This window comes from Campylobacter novaezeelandiae (genome assembly GCF_018968685.1).
GTDB classification, from domain to species: Bacteria; Campylobacterota; Campylobacteria; order Campylobacterales; family Campylobacteraceae; genus Campylobacter_D; species Campylobacter_D novaezeelandiae.
In genome coordinates this window covers 481270-497787 of record NZ_CP076657.1, presented here as the reverse complement: position 1 = coordinate 497787, position 16518 = coordinate 481270, and the positions used below count along the sequence as shown (strand labels likewise).

16 protein-coding genes and 1 pseudogene are annotated in these 16518 nt (G+C 26.7%); 5 read left to right on the top strand and 12 right to left on the bottom strand.

What is annotated here, in order from left to right; translation table 11 throughout:
• Positions 1 to 242 precede the first annotated feature (242 nt).
• From CNZW441b_RS02630 to CNZW441b_RS02610, 5 genes are all read right to left on the bottom strand, one after another.
• Complete coding sequence (locus CNZW441b_RS02630) at positions 243 to 485, bottom strand: glycosyltransferase family 25 protein (RefSeq protein WP_131166336.1); 243 nt, start codon at positions 483 to 485, stop codon at positions 243 to 245.
• Between the two features lie 200 nt (positions 486 to 685).
• Entirely contained in the window at positions 686 to 1429 is a 744-nt protein-coding gene (locus CNZW441b_RS02625) for an amino acid ABC transporter ATP-binding protein (protein WP_131163612.1), read from the bottom strand.
• A gap of 1 nt (position 1430) precedes the next feature.
• Positions 1431 to 2087 (bottom strand): amino acid ABC transporter permease, encoded by a 657-nt coding sequence (locus tag CNZW441b_RS02620; RefSeq protein ID WP_131166337.1) that lies wholly within the window; start codon positions 2085 to 2087, stop codon positions 1431 to 1433.
• A complete protein-coding gene (locus CNZW441b_RS02615; RefSeq protein WP_131166338.1) occupies positions 2080 to 2781 on the bottom strand; it encodes an amino acid ABC transporter permease in 702 nt (233 codons plus the stop codon). The genes CNZW441b_RS02620 and CNZW441b_RS02615 overlap by 8 nt, the downstream gene beginning before the upstream one ends.
• A gap of 10 nt (positions 2782 to 2791) precedes the next feature.
• The gene (locus CNZW441b_RS02610; RefSeq protein WP_131186514.1) at positions 2792 to 3394 is read right to left on the bottom strand and encodes a Crp/Fnr family transcriptional regulator; all 603 of its coding nucleotides are present in this window, start codon (positions 3392 to 3394) and stop codon (positions 2792 to 2794) included.
• An 80-nt stretch (positions 3395 to 3474) separates the two neighbouring features.
• On the opposite strand from CNZW441b_RS02610, the gene CNZW441b_RS02605 reads away from it, so the two are divergent.
• Positions 3475 to 3849, top strand: a complete 375-nt coding sequence (locus CNZW441b_RS02605; protein ID WP_131163616.1) for a group III truncated hemoglobin — start codon at positions 3475 to 3477, stop codon at positions 3847 to 3849.
• Between the two features lie 152 nt (positions 3850 to 4001).
• Here the strand turns inward: CNZW441b_RS02605 and CNZW441b_RS02600 are convergent.
• The 4 genes and pseudogenes from CNZW441b_RS02600 to CNZW441b_RS02585 form a co-directional block, all read right to left on the bottom strand.
• Positions 4002 to 4460 (bottom strand): annotated as a pseudogene (locus CNZW441b_RS02600) (hypothetical protein); the annotation flags it as partial.
• A 238-nt stretch (positions 4461 to 4698) separates the two neighbouring features.
• Entirely contained in the window at positions 4699 to 6516 is a 1818-nt protein-coding gene (gene recG / locus CNZW441b_RS02595) for an ATP-dependent DNA helicase RecG (RefSeq protein WP_131163617.1), read from the bottom strand.
• Positions 6506 to 7732 (bottom strand): M16 family metallopeptidase, encoded by a 1227-nt coding sequence (locus tag CNZW441b_RS02590; protein WP_131163618.1) that lies wholly within the window; start codon positions 7730 to 7732, stop codon positions 6506 to 6508. Before CNZW441b_RS02590 ends, recG begins: the two co-directional genes overlap by 11 nt.
• Complete coding sequence (locus CNZW441b_RS02585) at positions 7732 to 8781, bottom strand: dehypoxanthine futalosine cyclase (RefSeq protein ID WP_131163619.1); 1050 nt, start codon at positions 8779 to 8781, stop codon at positions 7732 to 7734. The genes CNZW441b_RS02590 and CNZW441b_RS02585 overlap by 1 nt, the downstream gene beginning before the upstream one ends.
• A gap of 83 nt (positions 8782 to 8864) precedes the next feature.
• Here CNZW441b_RS02585 and CNZW441b_RS02580 point away from each other — a divergent pair, with 83 nt between their 5' ends.
• Positions 8865 to 10064, top strand: a complete 1200-nt coding sequence (locus CNZW441b_RS02580) for an MFS transporter (protein ID WP_131163620.1) — start codon at positions 8865 to 8867, stop codon at positions 10062 to 10064.
• On the opposite strand, the gene CNZW441b_RS02575 is transcribed toward CNZW441b_RS02580, so the two are convergent.
• Genes CNZW441b_RS02575 through htrA form a run of 3 tightly spaced genes read right to left on the bottom strand, consistent with a single transcriptional unit; the run spans position 10061 to position 13444 of the window.
• Positions 10061 to 11305 (bottom strand): ArsS family sensor histidine kinase, encoded by a 1245-nt coding sequence (locus CNZW441b_RS02575; protein ID WP_131163621.1) that lies wholly within the window; start codon positions 11303 to 11305, stop codon positions 10061 to 10063. The two genes, CNZW441b_RS02580 and CNZW441b_RS02575, sit on opposite strands and share 4 nt — an antisense overlap.
• Positions 11302 to 11976 carry a response regulator transcription factor gene (locus CNZW441b_RS02570; protein WP_131163622.1) on the bottom strand — a complete coding sequence of 225 codons (675 nt, stop codon included), beginning with the start codon at positions 11974 to 11976 and terminating at the stop codon, positions 11302 to 11304. Before CNZW441b_RS02570 ends, CNZW441b_RS02575 begins: the two co-directional genes overlap by 4 nt.
• Positions 11977 to 12025: 49 nt before the next feature.
• Positions 12026 to 13444, bottom strand: a complete 1419-nt coding sequence (htrA, locus tag CNZW441b_RS02565; protein ID WP_131163623.1) for a serine protease HtrA — start codon at positions 13442 to 13444, stop codon at positions 12026 to 12028.
• 198 nt (positions 13445 to 13642) lie between these two features.
• Here htrA and CNZW441b_RS02560 point away from each other — a divergent pair, with 198 nt between their 5' ends.
• From CNZW441b_RS02560 to CNZW441b_RS02550, 3 genes are read left to right on the top strand one after another with little or no spacing between them, the layout of a single operon-like run.
• On the top strand, positions 13643 to 14512 hold the full coding sequence (locus CNZW441b_RS02560) for a DnaJ C-terminal domain-containing protein (protein WP_131163624.1): 870 nt from the start codon (positions 13643 to 13645) through the stop codon (positions 14510 to 14512).
• 1 nt (position 14513) lies between these two features.
• Positions 14514 to 14885, top strand: a complete 372-nt coding sequence (locus CNZW441b_RS02555; RefSeq protein ID WP_131163625.1) for a heat shock protein transcriptional repressor HspR — start codon at positions 14514 to 14516, stop codon at positions 14883 to 14885.
• Positions 14885 to 16510, top strand: coding sequence for a cation:proton antiporter domain-containing protein (locus CNZW441b_RS02550; protein ID WP_131166341.1), 1626 nt, complete (start codon positions 14885 to 14887; stop codon positions 16508 to 16510). The genes CNZW441b_RS02555 and CNZW441b_RS02550 overlap by 1 nt, the downstream gene beginning before the upstream one ends.
• Positions 16511 to 16518: the final 8 nt, after the last annotated feature.

Genomic DNA, 16518 nt, shown 5'->3' with positions numbered 1-16518 from the left:
AAAGATGAGAAAAAATTTAGATAAAGGTCTGGTTATTTTTTGAATTATAATAATTTTTAAAGGACGTTTTTTGTATATTTGAACCTGCTTGAGCCTGAAAGCTAAATAGATTTTTCATATACATCAAATTATAAATTTTATAAAAATAATACATATCTAAATAATAATCAACAGGTGCGAACCAAATTTTAGCATTTTCTAAAAGTTTTTTAGCTCCTTTTGGATTTATAATATAAGAGAAGCTAAAAAAGATTATTTTTTAATACTAAAGCGACATTTTTATCAACCCTATATGCTATTTTATTTTCTTGATAATTAAATCTTAACATTTCATAATCTAGACTTAAAATTTCATTAAGATGTTCTATAAATTCTTTGTTAAAAACTATATCATCTTCTAAGATTAGTATTTTTTCATTAAGCCTTACACATTCTTGCCATAATAAATAATGACTTGCAAAACAAGCCTTTTCAGACTCGCTCATCAATGCTCCACCTCCATATAAATAGGCAAGAAAAGTAAAATGTTTTTAAATTTTAAATGCTCATATAATTTACATCAATAGCTTTAAAAAATTAAATTCTAATTTTTCTTTTATGAGGGGCGGGATAAATTAGAAATTTGTTTTTCTAAGTTAATACGTTTTTAGGTTGATCTTTATAAATTGATAATAAATACTTTCATTTAAAAATCCTTATTATAACTAAATAGATTAAGAAATTTTTTAGCTCTATCTGTATTAGGATTTTTAAAAAATATATCAGGAGTATTTTCTTCTACTATAGTGCCATTATCCATAAAAACTATTCGATCGGCCACCCCTTTAGCAAAGCCCATTTCATGAGTTACTATAATCATGGTCATACCCTCTCTTGCTAGATTAAGCATTACCTCTAGAACCTCACGTACTATTTCAGGATCAAGAGCTGCTGTAACCTCATCAAAAAGCATTAATTCAGGATTCATACATAAACTTCTAACTATAGCTATACGCTGCTTTTGTCCACCGCTTAATTCTCTTGGATAAGCATCAATCTTATGAGATAAACCAACTTTTTCAAGCCATTTTTTTGCCTCTTCTAGAACTTCTTCTTTGTTTCTTTTTTGAACTTTTGTAGGACCTAAAAGTATATTTTCTCTTACACTTAAATGTTCAAAAAGCTCATAAGATTGAAAAACCATTCCTACTTTTTGACGAATTCTTGTCCAGTCTTTAAAATCTTTTGTTATTTTTTCTTTATCGATATAAATACTTCCATCAGCAATTTCTTCAAGCCCATTAATACAACGCAATAAAGTTGATTTTCCGCATCCACTAGGACCTAAAATAACAAGAGTTTCCTTTTGCTTTAATTCCAAATTGATATTTTTTAAAGCATGATGATTACCATAATATTTTTGTAAATTTTCTATTTTTAAAATACTCACATTAACTCCATTTTTTTTCTAAAATTCTAGAATACAAAGAAACAGGGTAGCAAATTATAAAATATATAATAAAAATTAATCCATAAATTATAAAAGGAGCAAAATCATTTTTATTATGAAATTCTATAATTTGTTGTCCAACCTTAACAAGCTCAACACTTCCGATCAAATAAGCAAAAGTAGTACTTTTTACCATACGCGTTAGCAAATTCATACTTACAGGTGTTAATCTTCTAAGGGCTTGCGGTATAATAATATAAATAAAGCTTTGCAAAGAATTTAAACCTAAAGATGCGGCACTTTCGTATTGGTGTTTAGGAATACTTTGCAAAGATGAACGCACTAAATCCATCATTTCAAAACTTCCCCAAATACTAAAAACAATAATAGTAGAAGTTGTGCTATCTAAATCAATACCAAGCCATCTTGAAAATCCAAAATAAATAATAAAAAGCCAAACGAGTAATGGCATTACGCGTATAAATTCTAAACCAAAACGACAAAATGCATAAATATAAGGATTTTTAAGAACCATTAAAATTCCTAATACAAGACCGCCCAATGAGGTCATGATAATACTAATAACAGAAATTTCAAGCGTAACAAAAAGTCCTTGTGCCAATCTTAAAAAAGTATCTTGATTTAAAAGATCAAGCATGTCTTAGCCTTTTTTCAATATAAGATAAAATTAAAGATAAAGGTAAAATGATACACAAATATCCCAAAAATAGCATAAACAAAAGCTCATCTGTCTTATAAGTAAGCGAATTTAAACCTTTCATTAAATTTACTAAATCTGGCAAAGCTATAATGCTTACAACAGATGTTTCTTTAATTAAAAAAATCATATTTGCACTGATACTTGGCATAGAAATGGCTAAAGCTTGAGGAAAAATAACATATCTTAAATTTTGAAAAGATGTAAATCCTAAAGAAAGTCCTGCTTCAAATTGTCTCTTTTTTATAGCTTCAAAACCCGTCCTAAGACTCTCTGCCATATAAGCACCGCCTAAAAAACTAAGACCGGCTATAGCACAAGCAAAAGCAGGACGCAAGCTTTCATCAACGCTAAGACATATTAAATTTAAAATAGGCATTTGCTCTAAATGTATATTTAGCTTTGGTAAAGCATAATATAAAAAAAACAGTTGTATAAGCAAAGGAGTATTTCTTGCAAGTTCTATATAGATATTACAAAAATATTCAAAAATACGTATTCTAAAATAAGATGCTACAACACAAAATACTCCAATAATTAAAGAAAAAACGATCCCAAAAAAACTTAATTTTATGGTAAGAAAAGCTGCTTGTGCAAAAGCTGGAATATAGTGCAATAAAAAATTAAAATCCATCAAAGCTTCCTTAAGATAACTCGCTGAAATTTTTTATAAGTTTTTCTTTATCTAAAATAGTAATTTTACCTTTGTTAGTTGTTAACAAATTCTTATTTTTAAATTCTTTTAAAATTCTAGATAAAGATTCTACTCTAACATTTAAATCAAGTGAAATTTGCTTTTGAGTCATTATATCCAATTTCTGTTCATTTTCCAAAATATAAGAAATTACTCTCTCTTTTAATCCCAAAGAATTCTGCAAAAGTTTTTTTTCTAAAATTTTAATTTTTTCAAATAATGAAGCAATAAGTAAAAAATTAAATTTTGTATTTTCTAAACATAAATTATAAAATTTCTCAAAATTAATTTCTAAAATCTCACTCTCTTCTTCAAACTCAGCATTAGCCGGATATTTCAATCTTTTAAAAGCTGGCATTTCAGCTATAAAACTTGTGGGCAAAAAACGATGCAAGGTCATTTCTTTATCATTTATGCTTTTGTAAACACGCACTTTTCCTTTCAAAAGTATAAAAAAATTTTCAGCCTGTTCATCTTCATAAAATAAAATATTATTTTTTTTATATCTTTTAATATTGCCTATCTTATGTAAAAAATTTAAATAATCTTCCATTGCCTCTCATTTAACATAAGTTAATATTTAAATTATTTGAATCTGATATATTAACCATAAAAAATTAACAAAGGAAAAAAATGACTTATGAAACAATTGATCAAGAATCTATTTTAAAACTTATGGATATTTTTTATGACAAAATAAGAAAAAACGAAAAATTAGGACCTATTTTTAATAATGCCATAGGAACAGATAATCAAAGTTGGCAAGAACATAAAAAGAAAATAGGAAATTTTTGGATGGGTATGCTTTTAGGTGAAGGAAACTATACAGGGCAACCGCTTAAAGCACATCTTGAACTTCCACCTTTTCCTAAGGATTTTTTTGAAATTTGGCTTGAGCTTTTCAATGAAAGCTTAAAAAGTATTTATAAAGACGATATAACAAATATTATATTGCAAAGAGCTCAAATGATAGCTAGGCATTTTCAAAATATGCTTTATCAATCTTAATTTATATTATTAGTCTTATTTTATAAATTAAAATAATCAAGAGATTAATTTTAATTTCTCTTGATAATTCTGTCGGTAGAAAAATAAAAACAACATAAAAATACTGATTTTATTTTTTCCATGAAGCTTAAACTTAAAATGTAATTATTATATTTCTTTGATTTATTTTTCCAAAAATCAATAAATTTCTCATCAATTTTAGGATTTATTTCAACTTCTTTTATTAAATCATTTATATAATCAATTCTTTTTTGTTTAGATTTAATGGTTTTTAATTTCCTAGCTTCTTTGTAATACTTAATACATTGATTTTCAAAAAGATTTGTATCATAATTATCTTCCAAAAATTGAATTGTATTTATAATTAAACCATAGGCTTTGGGATGTCTTTCCTGTATTTCTTGTTCCATTTCTAACGCAATTTTTCTTCTGCTTTCTGCAGTATCTTTATTTTTTGATTTTAAGGCTATATTAACGCTTTCTTCTGCAATTTGAATAAATCTTATCGCTTTTGCATATTCATCTTGATTGTTTAAAGATAAATTATACAAAAATTTACCCTGTTCATCTATAGAAAGGCTTTTGTATTCTTCATATATTTCTTTATAAGAGCTTTCTATTTTTTCTAAGTCTTTTTGCTCTTTTTCTTTTTTAAATTTTTCATTTATTTTTCGTATTTTTTGTTTGTGTTCTTCGTCAATTTTTTGTATTTTTTGCTTATACTTAATCCAATCTTCTTTACTCTCTTGTTTGTATTTGTTCCACTCAAACTTGAATTTGCTCCAAATTTCTTTTAGTGATTTATATAGTTTTTATAATCCTTATTTACAAATTTTAAGAATTTAAAAATTAGAATTTTATATTTTCTAAATCTTCTTTTGCTTTTTTTAAGATATATTCATCATTAAAAGTGAAAAATTTAAAATCATTTCCATGTTGGGTAAAACCATCAAGCAAATCACCGCTTAAACGGTTCTTAAGATCAAGCTCTGCAATCTTAAATCCGTCTAGAGTTTTAGAAAATTCTAGTAATCTTTGAGGAATTTCTTTTAATTTTGTATATAAATAACAATAACTTTTAACACCATTTCTACCAACCCTACCACGTAATTGATGCAAAGTTGCGAGTCCTAATCTTTCAGCTCCAACTATAACAATAGTGCTAAGTCTTGGCAAAGAAATTCCCACTTCAACAACAGTAGTACTAAGCAAAATATTACCTTCTTCTTTAAAACGTTGCAAAATTTCATCTTTATTTTTATCTTTTCCGTGGGTAATAAAAACTTTCTCATAATGAGTTTTCCAGTAATCACTAGCTTGTTCTAAGGAAAGATAAGGAATTTTATCGCTTGGATTTACCAAAGGATAAATAATAATGATTTGATGTTTTAGCTTAATTTCTTCTTTAATTTTTGTTTCAAGTAAAGCAAAATCTTCATTTTTTATACATAAAGTTTGAATATCTTTTTTAAAAGGCATTTGTTTTATAAAAGAAAAATTTAAAAGCTCTGATTGTATCATACTAAGAGTTCTAGGAATTGGAGTGGCTGAAAATTGGATAAAATGAGGACTAAAATCTCCATTTGATAACTCATAAATTTTTTGCCTTTGATTTGATCCAAAGCGATGTTGCTCATCAATCATAATCAAAACCGCCCCATGTTCTTTTAAGTATGTAAGCGCATGTGTTCCTATAATTAAATGGGCTTTTTTAATATTTTCTTCTAAATTTTTATCCTTTTTACCTCCTTTGATAAATAAAATATCCATAAAAGCGGGCAAAAGCTTTAAAGCTTCATCATAAAGTTGTTTTGCTAAAATGCTAGTAGGTGCCATTAAAATAGCTTGTTTTGGATAAACCATTAAAGCAGCTCCTAACAAAACCAAAGTTTTACCACAACCAACATCTCCCATAACTACACGTTTTTTAGCCTCTTTAGATTCTAAATCTTTTCTAATATCTTCTAAGGCTTTAAATTGATCTTGAGTTAACTTAAAAGGTAAATTTTTTATCCAAGAATCAATTTTAAAAATTTCAAAATTAAAACTTTTGTAAGTTTTTCTTTTGCTCTTTAATCTTTTTAAAAAATTAAAAATCTCTATATATTTTAAATCTTTTTCAAAATTTGAAAAATTTTGATACAAAATATAGCATTTATGATCATAAGAATGTAAATTAAGAAGTAAATGAATATATTTTTCTTGAAGTTTGCTCTCTTTTAAATTTTCAAAACTAAGATAGCTTTGTATCAAATTTTGAATTTTTTCATCTCTAATACCAGAAATTTGATACTTTGGAATAAAACCACCTGTTTTATTTATAATCTTAGGATTGCTAAATTGCCAATTTTGATTAAAAAAATTTAATTTTGCACTAAAAATTAAACAAGAACCTGTTTTTAAAAGTTTTATATGCCAAACATTGGGATTAAAAAAAACAAAATGAGCATCTATTTTCCATCCCTCACACTCACAAATTCCAAAAATTTGATTTTTTCTTAAAGTTACACTTTTAATTCTAACTTTTTGTATGCAAATTTCACCTTGTTTTGGAGAAGGGCTAAGATTTAAATTTTCAATTTTTTTAGGCAATATTAGGGCTAAATCAATAATATTTTTAACCCTTAATTTTTTAAAAAGCTCAAAATCCTTAACATCAATTTTCATTTTTTAAACTTGCAAAGCTAAGTTTTAAAATTTCATCATGCTTTTTAATATAAGCATTGATCTCATTTAAATTAACTTTCTCTATATTTTTAAGTTCATTTTTATAATATCCTAGTTCCAAATCTTGATAAAATTCATAAAATGCTATATTTAATCTTTTACTTAAACTCTCATATCTTAAAGGGGTGCTCCCAAGTAGAAAATTTTTCGCTTGATTTAATTCTTCTTCATTAATCCCCTTATTAACAAACTCATCAAAAACCTGTTTTATAATTTTCTTAGCTTCTTGTGCATTTTCATTTTTAGTTTGCAAATACCCAAAAATACGATTATAAGACAAATTTAAATCAAGCATAGAATAAGCTGAGTAGGCAAGACCTCTTTTAACACGAATTTCTTCCATTATCCTAGATCCAAAACCTGCTTGACCTAGCACAAAATGAGAAATTTTAGCCATATAAATATCATTATCTTTTATACTTCCATAAAATGGAGAGGCAAAATAAATATAAGCTTGCTCACTTTCTTTACGCACCAAATTCACATCTTTTAAGTGTGAAGTTAGATCATATTTTTTATCAGGAATTTTTTCTCCTTTATCCAAAGGGCTTAAAATAAGTTCTAATAATTTTTGCATATCCTTTTTTATAAAATCCCCGCCTAAACTTATAATAAGATTACTAAGGTTTATATGCTTATTAAAAAAATCTTTTAAATCTTTAAGGGTAATTTGTTTTATACTCTCTTCATTTCCATCATTAGGGCTTTTAAATTCTTCACAATCAAATATATTTGAATTTAATAAATTCTTTGCCAAATAATCAAAATCACTATTTTTACTTGCCAATTCACTCAAAGCGAGAAATTTATTTTTCTGTAGTATTTTTTCATCAAAACGAGGTTGCTTTAATAAATTAGCCAAAGATTTAAAAGCAAATTCTTTGTATTCTTTTAATAAAGTAAGATTAATTTCTAAAGTTTCAAATCCGCTACTAGATGTAAGATTAATAGCCTTTAGCTCTAATTCTTTAAAAAAATTATCATCCACGCCTTCATTTAAAATTCTTGCAAACATTCTTGCAGTTCCTGGTATCTTATCAAAAGATCTTCCACAATTTTTAAAAACTAATTTTAATACTATAACCGGAAGATCATTATTCTCTTCAAAAATCAAAGGAATTTTTGTATTTTTAAAATCTAAATATTCTAATTTCATCAAAACCTTTCTAAAATTTCATAAGCTGTATTTCTTTTGGCAGCTTTTTCGCCTAAACTTTGAATAAGTCTTATCATCTCATCTTGATTCATCTTATAGCTTGCTCCAGCTGCTGAAACAACATTCTCCTCCATCATGGTAGAGCCTAAATCATTGGCTCCAAATTTTAAAGCAAGCTGTCCTATTAATGAGCCTTGAGTTACCCAAGAGCTTTGAATATTTTTAAAATTATCCAGATAAAGTCTTGATAAAGCAAGCAATCTTAAATAACGATTAGAGCTTTGTTTTAAAATTTCAGGATGCTTTTTGATTAAAAGAGTATTTTTGCTTTGAAAACTCCACAAAATAAAGGCTCTAAAACCATTTGTTTCATCTTGAAGTTCTCTTAAATATTCTAAATGATCAATAATTTCTTCATTTGTCTCTACAGTTCCAAACATCATTGTAGCAGTGCTTTTCATACCTATTTTATGTGCATTTTTATGGACTTCAAGCCATGTTTTTACATCACATTTATTTGGAGCTATAATATCTCTTACCCTATCACTTAAAATTTCTGCTCCAGCTCCAGGAATAGAAAAAAGACCCTTATCTTGAAGTCTTTTTAAAACTTGAGCAATAGAAATTTTAGAAGCTTTTGCAATATAAGCAATCTCTACTGCAGAAAAGCCATGAATTGTAATATCAGGATAAGTTTTTCTAATCCAATCCACCAAATCCTCATACCATTCTATCTTAAGCTTTGGATGAACCCCTCCTTGAAAAAGAATTTGAGTTCCACCTATAGCTTTAAGTTCTTCTATTTTTTTACCAATTTCTTCAAAGCTTAAAATATAAGCATCATCTTCTTTATGGTGACGATAAAAAGCACAAAATGAACAATCAATACAACAAACATTAGTATAATTAATATTACGATCCACTACAAAAGTTGTAATTTTATCAGGATGTAATTCTAATTTTTTTTTATAAGCCATCTCTCCTAATTCTATCAAACTTGCATTTTCAAGTAAATTTAGAGCTTCTTTTTTATCAAGTCTTTTATTCAAAATTTTATCCTCATTTTCATAGTTATCTTTAATATAAACATTATAGCATTTAAAAATATAAAATTGTGTTATAATTATAAGTTATGAATTATATAGATTTATTAAAAAATAATAAAAACATACGAATTTTAGCAAGCGTGCAATTTGTTGTTTATTTTGGGGCATGGTTTTCTCAAACTGGAGTTTATACTCTTTTAGTAAGCTTAAATGCTCCTACTTGGGCTATTTCAATAAGCGCTATGCTTGCTTTTTTGCCTGGGGTTTTACTCGCGCCCATTAATGGTGTTATTGTTGAAAAAAACAAGCCTAAAAAATTATTATTAAGCATGGCAAGTCTTGAACTAATATCCATTTTTATGCTTATTTTTGTTAAAGATCTCAGTATGCTTTGGCTTTTATTTGTTTTAATCTTTTTAAGACTTTGCGTAGCTTCAATTTATTTTCAAACAGAAATGAGTTTACTTGCTAAAATACTTAGCGCCAAAGAATTAAAACTTGTTAATGAAATGCATAGCATTATATGGGCTGTTTCTTATACTGCTGGTATGGCGATGGCTGGAATTTTTATTAATTTTTTTGGGGTTCAAAATGCCTTTTTATTTGATGTTTTTCTTATTGGTATTGGAATCTTTTTCCTTACTAAATTAATTATTCCAGATTTTGAACGAAAAAAACAAGATAATTTTATCTTTATGATAAAAGATGGATTTTTATACATTTTTAGAAAAAAAATTATTTTACACCTTATAATACTTCATGCCTTTGTTGGAATCACTGCATATGATGCTTTAGTAACGCTTTTGGCTAAACATCAATACAAAGAAGTGCTATCTGCTGCTTTGGTAATAGGCTTTATTAACGCAGTAAGAGCCTGCTCTTTAGCTATTGGTCCAATTATCTTAAGTCGTTTTATCAACAGTAAAACTCTTATTTATTTTTATATTGGACAAGGGGTAGGTATTATACTTTGGGCTTTAACTCAATTTAATTTTTATCTTTCTTTTTTAGGTTTAATAGCGGCTGGATTTTTCACATCATCTCTTTGGGCCTATACTTATACTATGGTGCAAAAAAACTGCAATAAGGAATACTATGGAAGAGTTATAGCTTATACAGATATGGTTTATCTTACTTTTAGTGCTATTGTTTCTATTTTAATAGGAATTTTATTTGAATGGGGATTAAATTTACAAATGATTACTTCTTTACTAGGAATTATATTTATATTTGCTGCTTGTTATTGGAAATATTTCATAAAAGCTTATTCCAAAGAATTAAGCTAATCTTTTATAATAATATTTTCCAAATTTTTAAAATAAAACAAATTCATTCCGTCTTGATAATTATATTCAAGCTTTATACAATGAGATTCTAAGATAGTATTTACAATATAAAGCCCCAAGCCAAAACTATCTTTTTGCTTAGAACCTTGAGTAAAAGCTTGAGTATAATATTCTAAAGAATTATTAAGTTTATCTCCATAATTTTTAAAACAAATAAAATCTTTTGAAATTTCAATTTGCAAAAAATGTTCTTTAGAATATTTAACACCATTATCAATCATGTTTTTAATTGCTGTTGTAAAAAGTTTAAAATCAACACTAACAAAAAAACTTTCTTTAATAGAAATTTTAATATTCTTATCATCATTCATTGCTACTTCTTTGGCTTCATCTAAAATATCTAAAATATTATATTTTTTTTTATTGATAAAAGCAGCTCCAGAAGTAATTTGTTCAATTGCAGCAAATTCATTAATTAAAATTTCAAGACGATTAAATATTCCCTCCAAACGACTTTTATATTTATTATCCTCAAGCATTTCTAATGTAATTAGTCCTTTAGTAATTGGGGTTTTAAGTTCGTGCATAATATTTCTTAAAAAAAACTGACGCGATTGATTAAGCTTTCTAATTTGCACTATAGCCAGATAAAAAGCATTGGCAACTTGAGAAATTTCATCTTGTCCGTTGCTTACATCTTCTATTTCATTAAGTTTATTAAGAGCAAATTTATCGATTTGTTTTTTTAAGGCTTTTAAAGGTTTTAATTTTTTAAAAATAAAAATATAAAGTAAAATTAATATACATATGACAGCTATTGCAATAGCTTTTATCATAAAATATCTATAGCTTTCGTAATCTTGATCTTTATAAAGAAAAATTTTACCATCAAAAATAATGTTAAGATAAATTTCTTTATTATAAGAAATGATTTCTATAAGACCACTATTTGTTTGTGCCCTTCCCCATACTTCACCATAAAATAATACTTTTCTAATATTTTTTGCTTCTGTAATTTCATTCATTTTATAATTTTTAGTTTGCTCTTCAAATTCTTTTTTACTAATAATTCCACTAAAATATAATAATCTAGCATTAGCAATCAAAGAATATTTAGCATTAAGCTCATTGCTATAATTTTGTTGATCATATTCTATAAGCCACAAAAAGGCTAAAATAACACTCACTCCAGCAAAAATAAAAATAAAAGTAATAACATAAAAAATTGATGATTTATTCATTGAGTCAACTTATATCCAATGCCTCTTATAGAATGAATATATTTAGGTGTTTTTGGGTCATCTCCCATTTTTTGACGAATTCGACTAATAATAACATCTATACTTTTATTGCTTGAATCTTCGCTAATAGAACTACAATTATAAACAAGCTCCTCGCGACTTACAACACCACCTTCTTTTTTAATCAAATAACTTAAAATATCAAATTCAGCATTTGTAAGATTTAATTCTTGCCCCTTCATTGTAATGGCATGCTTATACTGATCATAAACTAAATCTTTACTAATACGAGAAGAGGTGTTTTTAGTATTAGAAATACGTCTTAAATGACTCCTAATTCTTGCTTGAAGTTCTTTAGGATTGTAAGGTTTTGGCAAATAATCATCTGCTCCAAGTTCTAAAGCATTGACTTTATCACTAATATCATGCCTTGCACTTGAAATAATAATAGGAATGTCATATTTCTTGCGAATTTCTTCGCAAACTTCAAGCCCATCAAGTCCAGGTAAAGTAAGGTCTAAAATAACAAGTTCATATTCCTTTAAGGCAAGTTTTGAAAGCCCTATATAGGGCTCATGAGCAATATCAACCTTCATCTCAGATTTTTCCAAATACTCGGCTATAATTTCAGCCAATTCTAAATCATCTTCTATCATAAGAATATGGATCATAAATGTTCCTTAAAAAATAAATAACAAATTATACTATAAATTAAATTTATTATTTTATAACAAGTAATGTAACAAAACCACCACGATAAACCCAAACTTTAATCCATTCTTTCTTTCCTATTTTTTTGAAAGCTTCGCTTAAATCTTTTAGATTTTTCACTTCAATTTGCTCAACTCCAACTATAATATCCCCTGCTCTAAATCCAGCACTTTTTGCCTTGCTTTTATTTTTAACCTCATCTACTAAAACACCATTAATATCGCCTGGAATTTGAAGTTTTGCTTTTAAATTAGCATTAAGTTCTTTTAAATTTAGACCATCGATAATATTGGTTTGATTTGCCTTATCCTCTTTATCACCCTTTAAAATAAAGCTTACTTGCTTAACAACACCATCTCTTTCATAAGTTATATTTATATTTTGATTAGGTTCTAAAGTTCCAATATAATTTTTAAGATCTGTTGGACTCTTAATGACTTTATCATTTACTTTTATAACCAAATCTCCTCTTTTAAGCTTAGCATCATCTGCTGAAGATCCTTTTTGAACATCAGTAATTAAAGCCCCTTCTTGATTTTTATAAGCCTTTTTAGTATCCCCTTGTAAAGCTGAAATAGTGACGCCTAAAATTCCTCTTTCAATCTTACCTTTTTGAATAAGTTTTTTTGAAATATCTTTAACCATATTAGAAGGGATAGCAAAACCTATACCATTGTTACCTCCGCCTCTTGAAAGAATTGCTGAATTAATTCCTACTAAAAAGCCTCTAGTATCTACCAAAGCTCCTCCTGAATTTCCAGGATTAATCGAAGCATCTGTTTGAATAAAATTCTCATATTGGTTAAGACCAATATTATCCTTATTAAGTGCGGAAATAATTCCACTAGTAACACTAAAACCTACTCCAAAAGGATTTCCAAGAGCAAAAACTATATCCCCTTCCATTAAATCATCAGAATTCGAAAAAGTAACAGCTTGAAGATTATTTGCCTCTATTTTAATAACAGCTAAATCTGTTTTTGGATCTTTTCCTATAAGTTTAGCTTTATATTCTGTATCACTTCCTGGTAAATTTACCATAATATTATCTGCATCTTCTACAACATGATTATTTGTAACTATATATCCATCTTTAGAAATTATAACTCCAGATCCCAAAGAATTAACAACTTCCTTATCGCTTTTTCCTTTTCTTTTTGGAAAATCAAAATCAAAAAATTGTTTAAAATAAGGATCATTAAAAAATTCTTCTAAGGGATTTGTCCTATCTGAATATTCTATTGTTTTTGAAGTTGAAATATTTACAACAGATTTTTTTACATCTTTAATTGCATCATGATAAGATAAAACAACATTAGATCCATTAGCAGGATTTACACGATTTGGATTTGAATTTGCTTCGTTAAAATTAATATTTGCACTAAATAAATAACTAGCTAAAGCAACACATAAAAATATTTTTTTCATAGTTGTATCCTTTCAGTGATATAAATTATTTTTTAATATAATTTATATAAGTATAAATTCAAAAATTTACTAATTTGTAAATAAAAGCTTGAGTATAAAAATTTATAAAACTTGATTGACTAAGACTAAAGTTTATGATATAATTTTTTATTAAAAATACAGTTTAATTTTTTAGTTTAAAAATATCTAAGGAAAATTATGAATAGTTTATATGAAACTTTAGGCGTATCAAAAAACGCAAGTAGTGATGAGATAAAAAAAGCTTATCGTCGCTTAGCAAGAAAATATCATCCTGATATCAATAAAGAAAAAGGTGCTGAAGAAAAATTTAAAGAAATTAATGCTGCATATGAAATTTTAAGCGATGAGAAAAAAAGAGCACAATATGATCAATATGGAGATAGTATATTTGGTGGACAAAGTTTTCAAGACTTTTCACGCAATAATAACGGATTTGATATCAATGATATTATCAATGATCTCTTTAATAGAAGTCAAAGGGGTGGATTTAAAGGTTTTAATTCACGAGGATTTGGTAGTGACTTTAGTGGATTTGGAGATTTTGAAGAAGATTTAGATACTAATACTAGTATTAATATTCCGTTTGAAACAGGTATTTTAGGAGGAGAATATAGTATCAACCACAATGGAGAAAATATTAAAATTAAAATTCCTCACGGTATAAAAGATGGAGAAAAATTAAGAGTTAGAGGCAAAGGTAAACAAAGAGGATTAAAAACTGGGGATTTGATTATTAAAGTAAATTTAGAAAAAAGTCCCATCTATGAAAGAGACGAAGATGATCTTATAAGAAAATTTGACATCAGTCTTAAAACAGCTTTATTTGGAGGAAAAGTTAATATACAAACTCCAAAAAAAGAAGTAAGCTTTAGTATCCCTGCTAATTCTAAAAATGGTCAAAAAATTCGTCTTAAAGGTTATGGAATACAAAATAGAAAAACAAAGATTTATGGAGATATGTATTTAATTTTAAATATTATTTTACCAAATACTGATGATTTAGATGAAAATTTAATTACACTTTTAAAAGAAAAATTAAAGGATTAATATGGAACACAATTATGATGAACCAGTTTATTTAATAAGCGTTGTTGCCAAAGTTCTTAGTATACATCCTCAAACCTTAAGACAATACGAAAGAGAAGGTTTGATTGAACCAAGCAGGACAGATGGAAAAATCAGACTCTATTCTCAAAGAGATATCGATCGCATCAAACTTATATTAAGACTTACAAGAGATATGGGTATTAATTTAGCAGGTGTTGATGTTATTTTAAAACTTAAAAATCAAATTCAAGAGTTTGAAAGTTTAATCAATGAGTTACGCTTAGAATTAAGCAAAAAAGAAAATGGAGGTAAATCAAAAGCTGTTATAAAGCATCAAAGCAGTTTTGATTTGATTTTCTATGAGAAAAAATAATGGAAAATTTCTTACAAATTTTTTTAATTGCTGCTTCTAGTGTTATTATTTTAAATGTTATTTTTAAAAAATTTGAAATTCCTACAATAATAGCTTATATTGTTACTGGAATTATCATTAGTCAAATTTATCATTTTAATGGAAGTCATGAGTTAAGTGACATTGCTGAATTTGGTATTGTTTTTTTAATGTTTACTATAGGACTTGAATTTTCTTTTAAACATCTTTTAGCAATGAGACAAGAAGTATTTTTAAACGGTAGTTTACAAATGCTTACTTGCGGACTTATTTGTAGTTTTATAGTTATATTTCTTTTAGGGCTTAAAAATGAAATAGCTATGATTGTAGGTTTTACCTTGGCTCTTTCTTCTACGGCCATTGTTTTAAAAATTTTAAATGATAATGCAGATATTAATGAAGCTTACGGAAAAAAAGCACTTGGAATTTTACTTTTTCAAGATATAGCGGTAATTCCTTTGCTTTTAATTGTTGAAATATTTTCTTCTCAAAACACAAATATATCACAACTAGTTTTAACTATTTTTATCAGTGCTATTCTTTTACTTACTTTACTTTATTTAATAAGCAAATATTTAGTCGATAGAATTTTTCGTTTTGTTATATATACCTCTTCTCAAGAAACTTTTATAGTAACTATACTTTTTATAGTTATTGGAGCAAGTTTCTTGGCAAATAATTTTGGTTTTTCCTATTCACTTGGTGCTTTTATGGCCGGAGTTCTTATAGCAGAAACCAAATATAAACATAAAATTGAAGCAGATTTAATTCCTTTTAGAGATTTACTTTTAGGATTATTTTTTATAACAATGGGAATGCAAATTCAATTTAACATTGTTTTTGAAAACTGGCTAATTATATTATCTCTTATTCTCTTGGTTTTAATCTTTAAATTTATAATTGTTTTTGGTTTTTTATTTCTATACACCAAGAAAAGCATAGCCTTAAAAACTGCTTTTAGCATCTGCCAAATAGGAGAATTTGCTTTAGCAATTTTTTCACTTTTACAGGCTAAAGAAATGCTTGATATTAAAATTGCGCAAATTCTTATTGTAACTTCTATTATCACAATGATATTAACGCCTTTTATTTTAAACAATATTCGAAAAATTACAAATATAGTAGAAGATATAACATTAAATTCAAATTCAAACCCTTATATCCAAGATAAATCAGAACTTAAAAATCATTTAGTTATTTTTGGATATGGACATTTAGGACAAGAAGTTGTGCAAAAAATAAAACGTACAGGTATCCCCTATATAGCCTTGGAAAACGATCTTAATCTAGTAGAACTTGGTTTAAGTCGTGGCGAAAATGTTCATTTTGCAAATGTGGCCCAAAAAGAAACCTTAAAAATTGCCAATATAGAAGAATGTGCTGTTGTAGTTATTACCATTAGCAATGAAAATAAATTAGAAATGCTTTGTCAAATTTTAACAAGTTTTTCAAAGCCTATTGATATTATTATTCACATCAATGGAAATTTAGAAAAATTTATTTTCTCAGAAACTAATAAAAATATACACATCATTAAATCAGAAAAAGTTTTAGCTAGAAATTTAGTTCAACAAGCTATAGAATGTCGTATTCAAAAAAATATTTAAAGGATAAT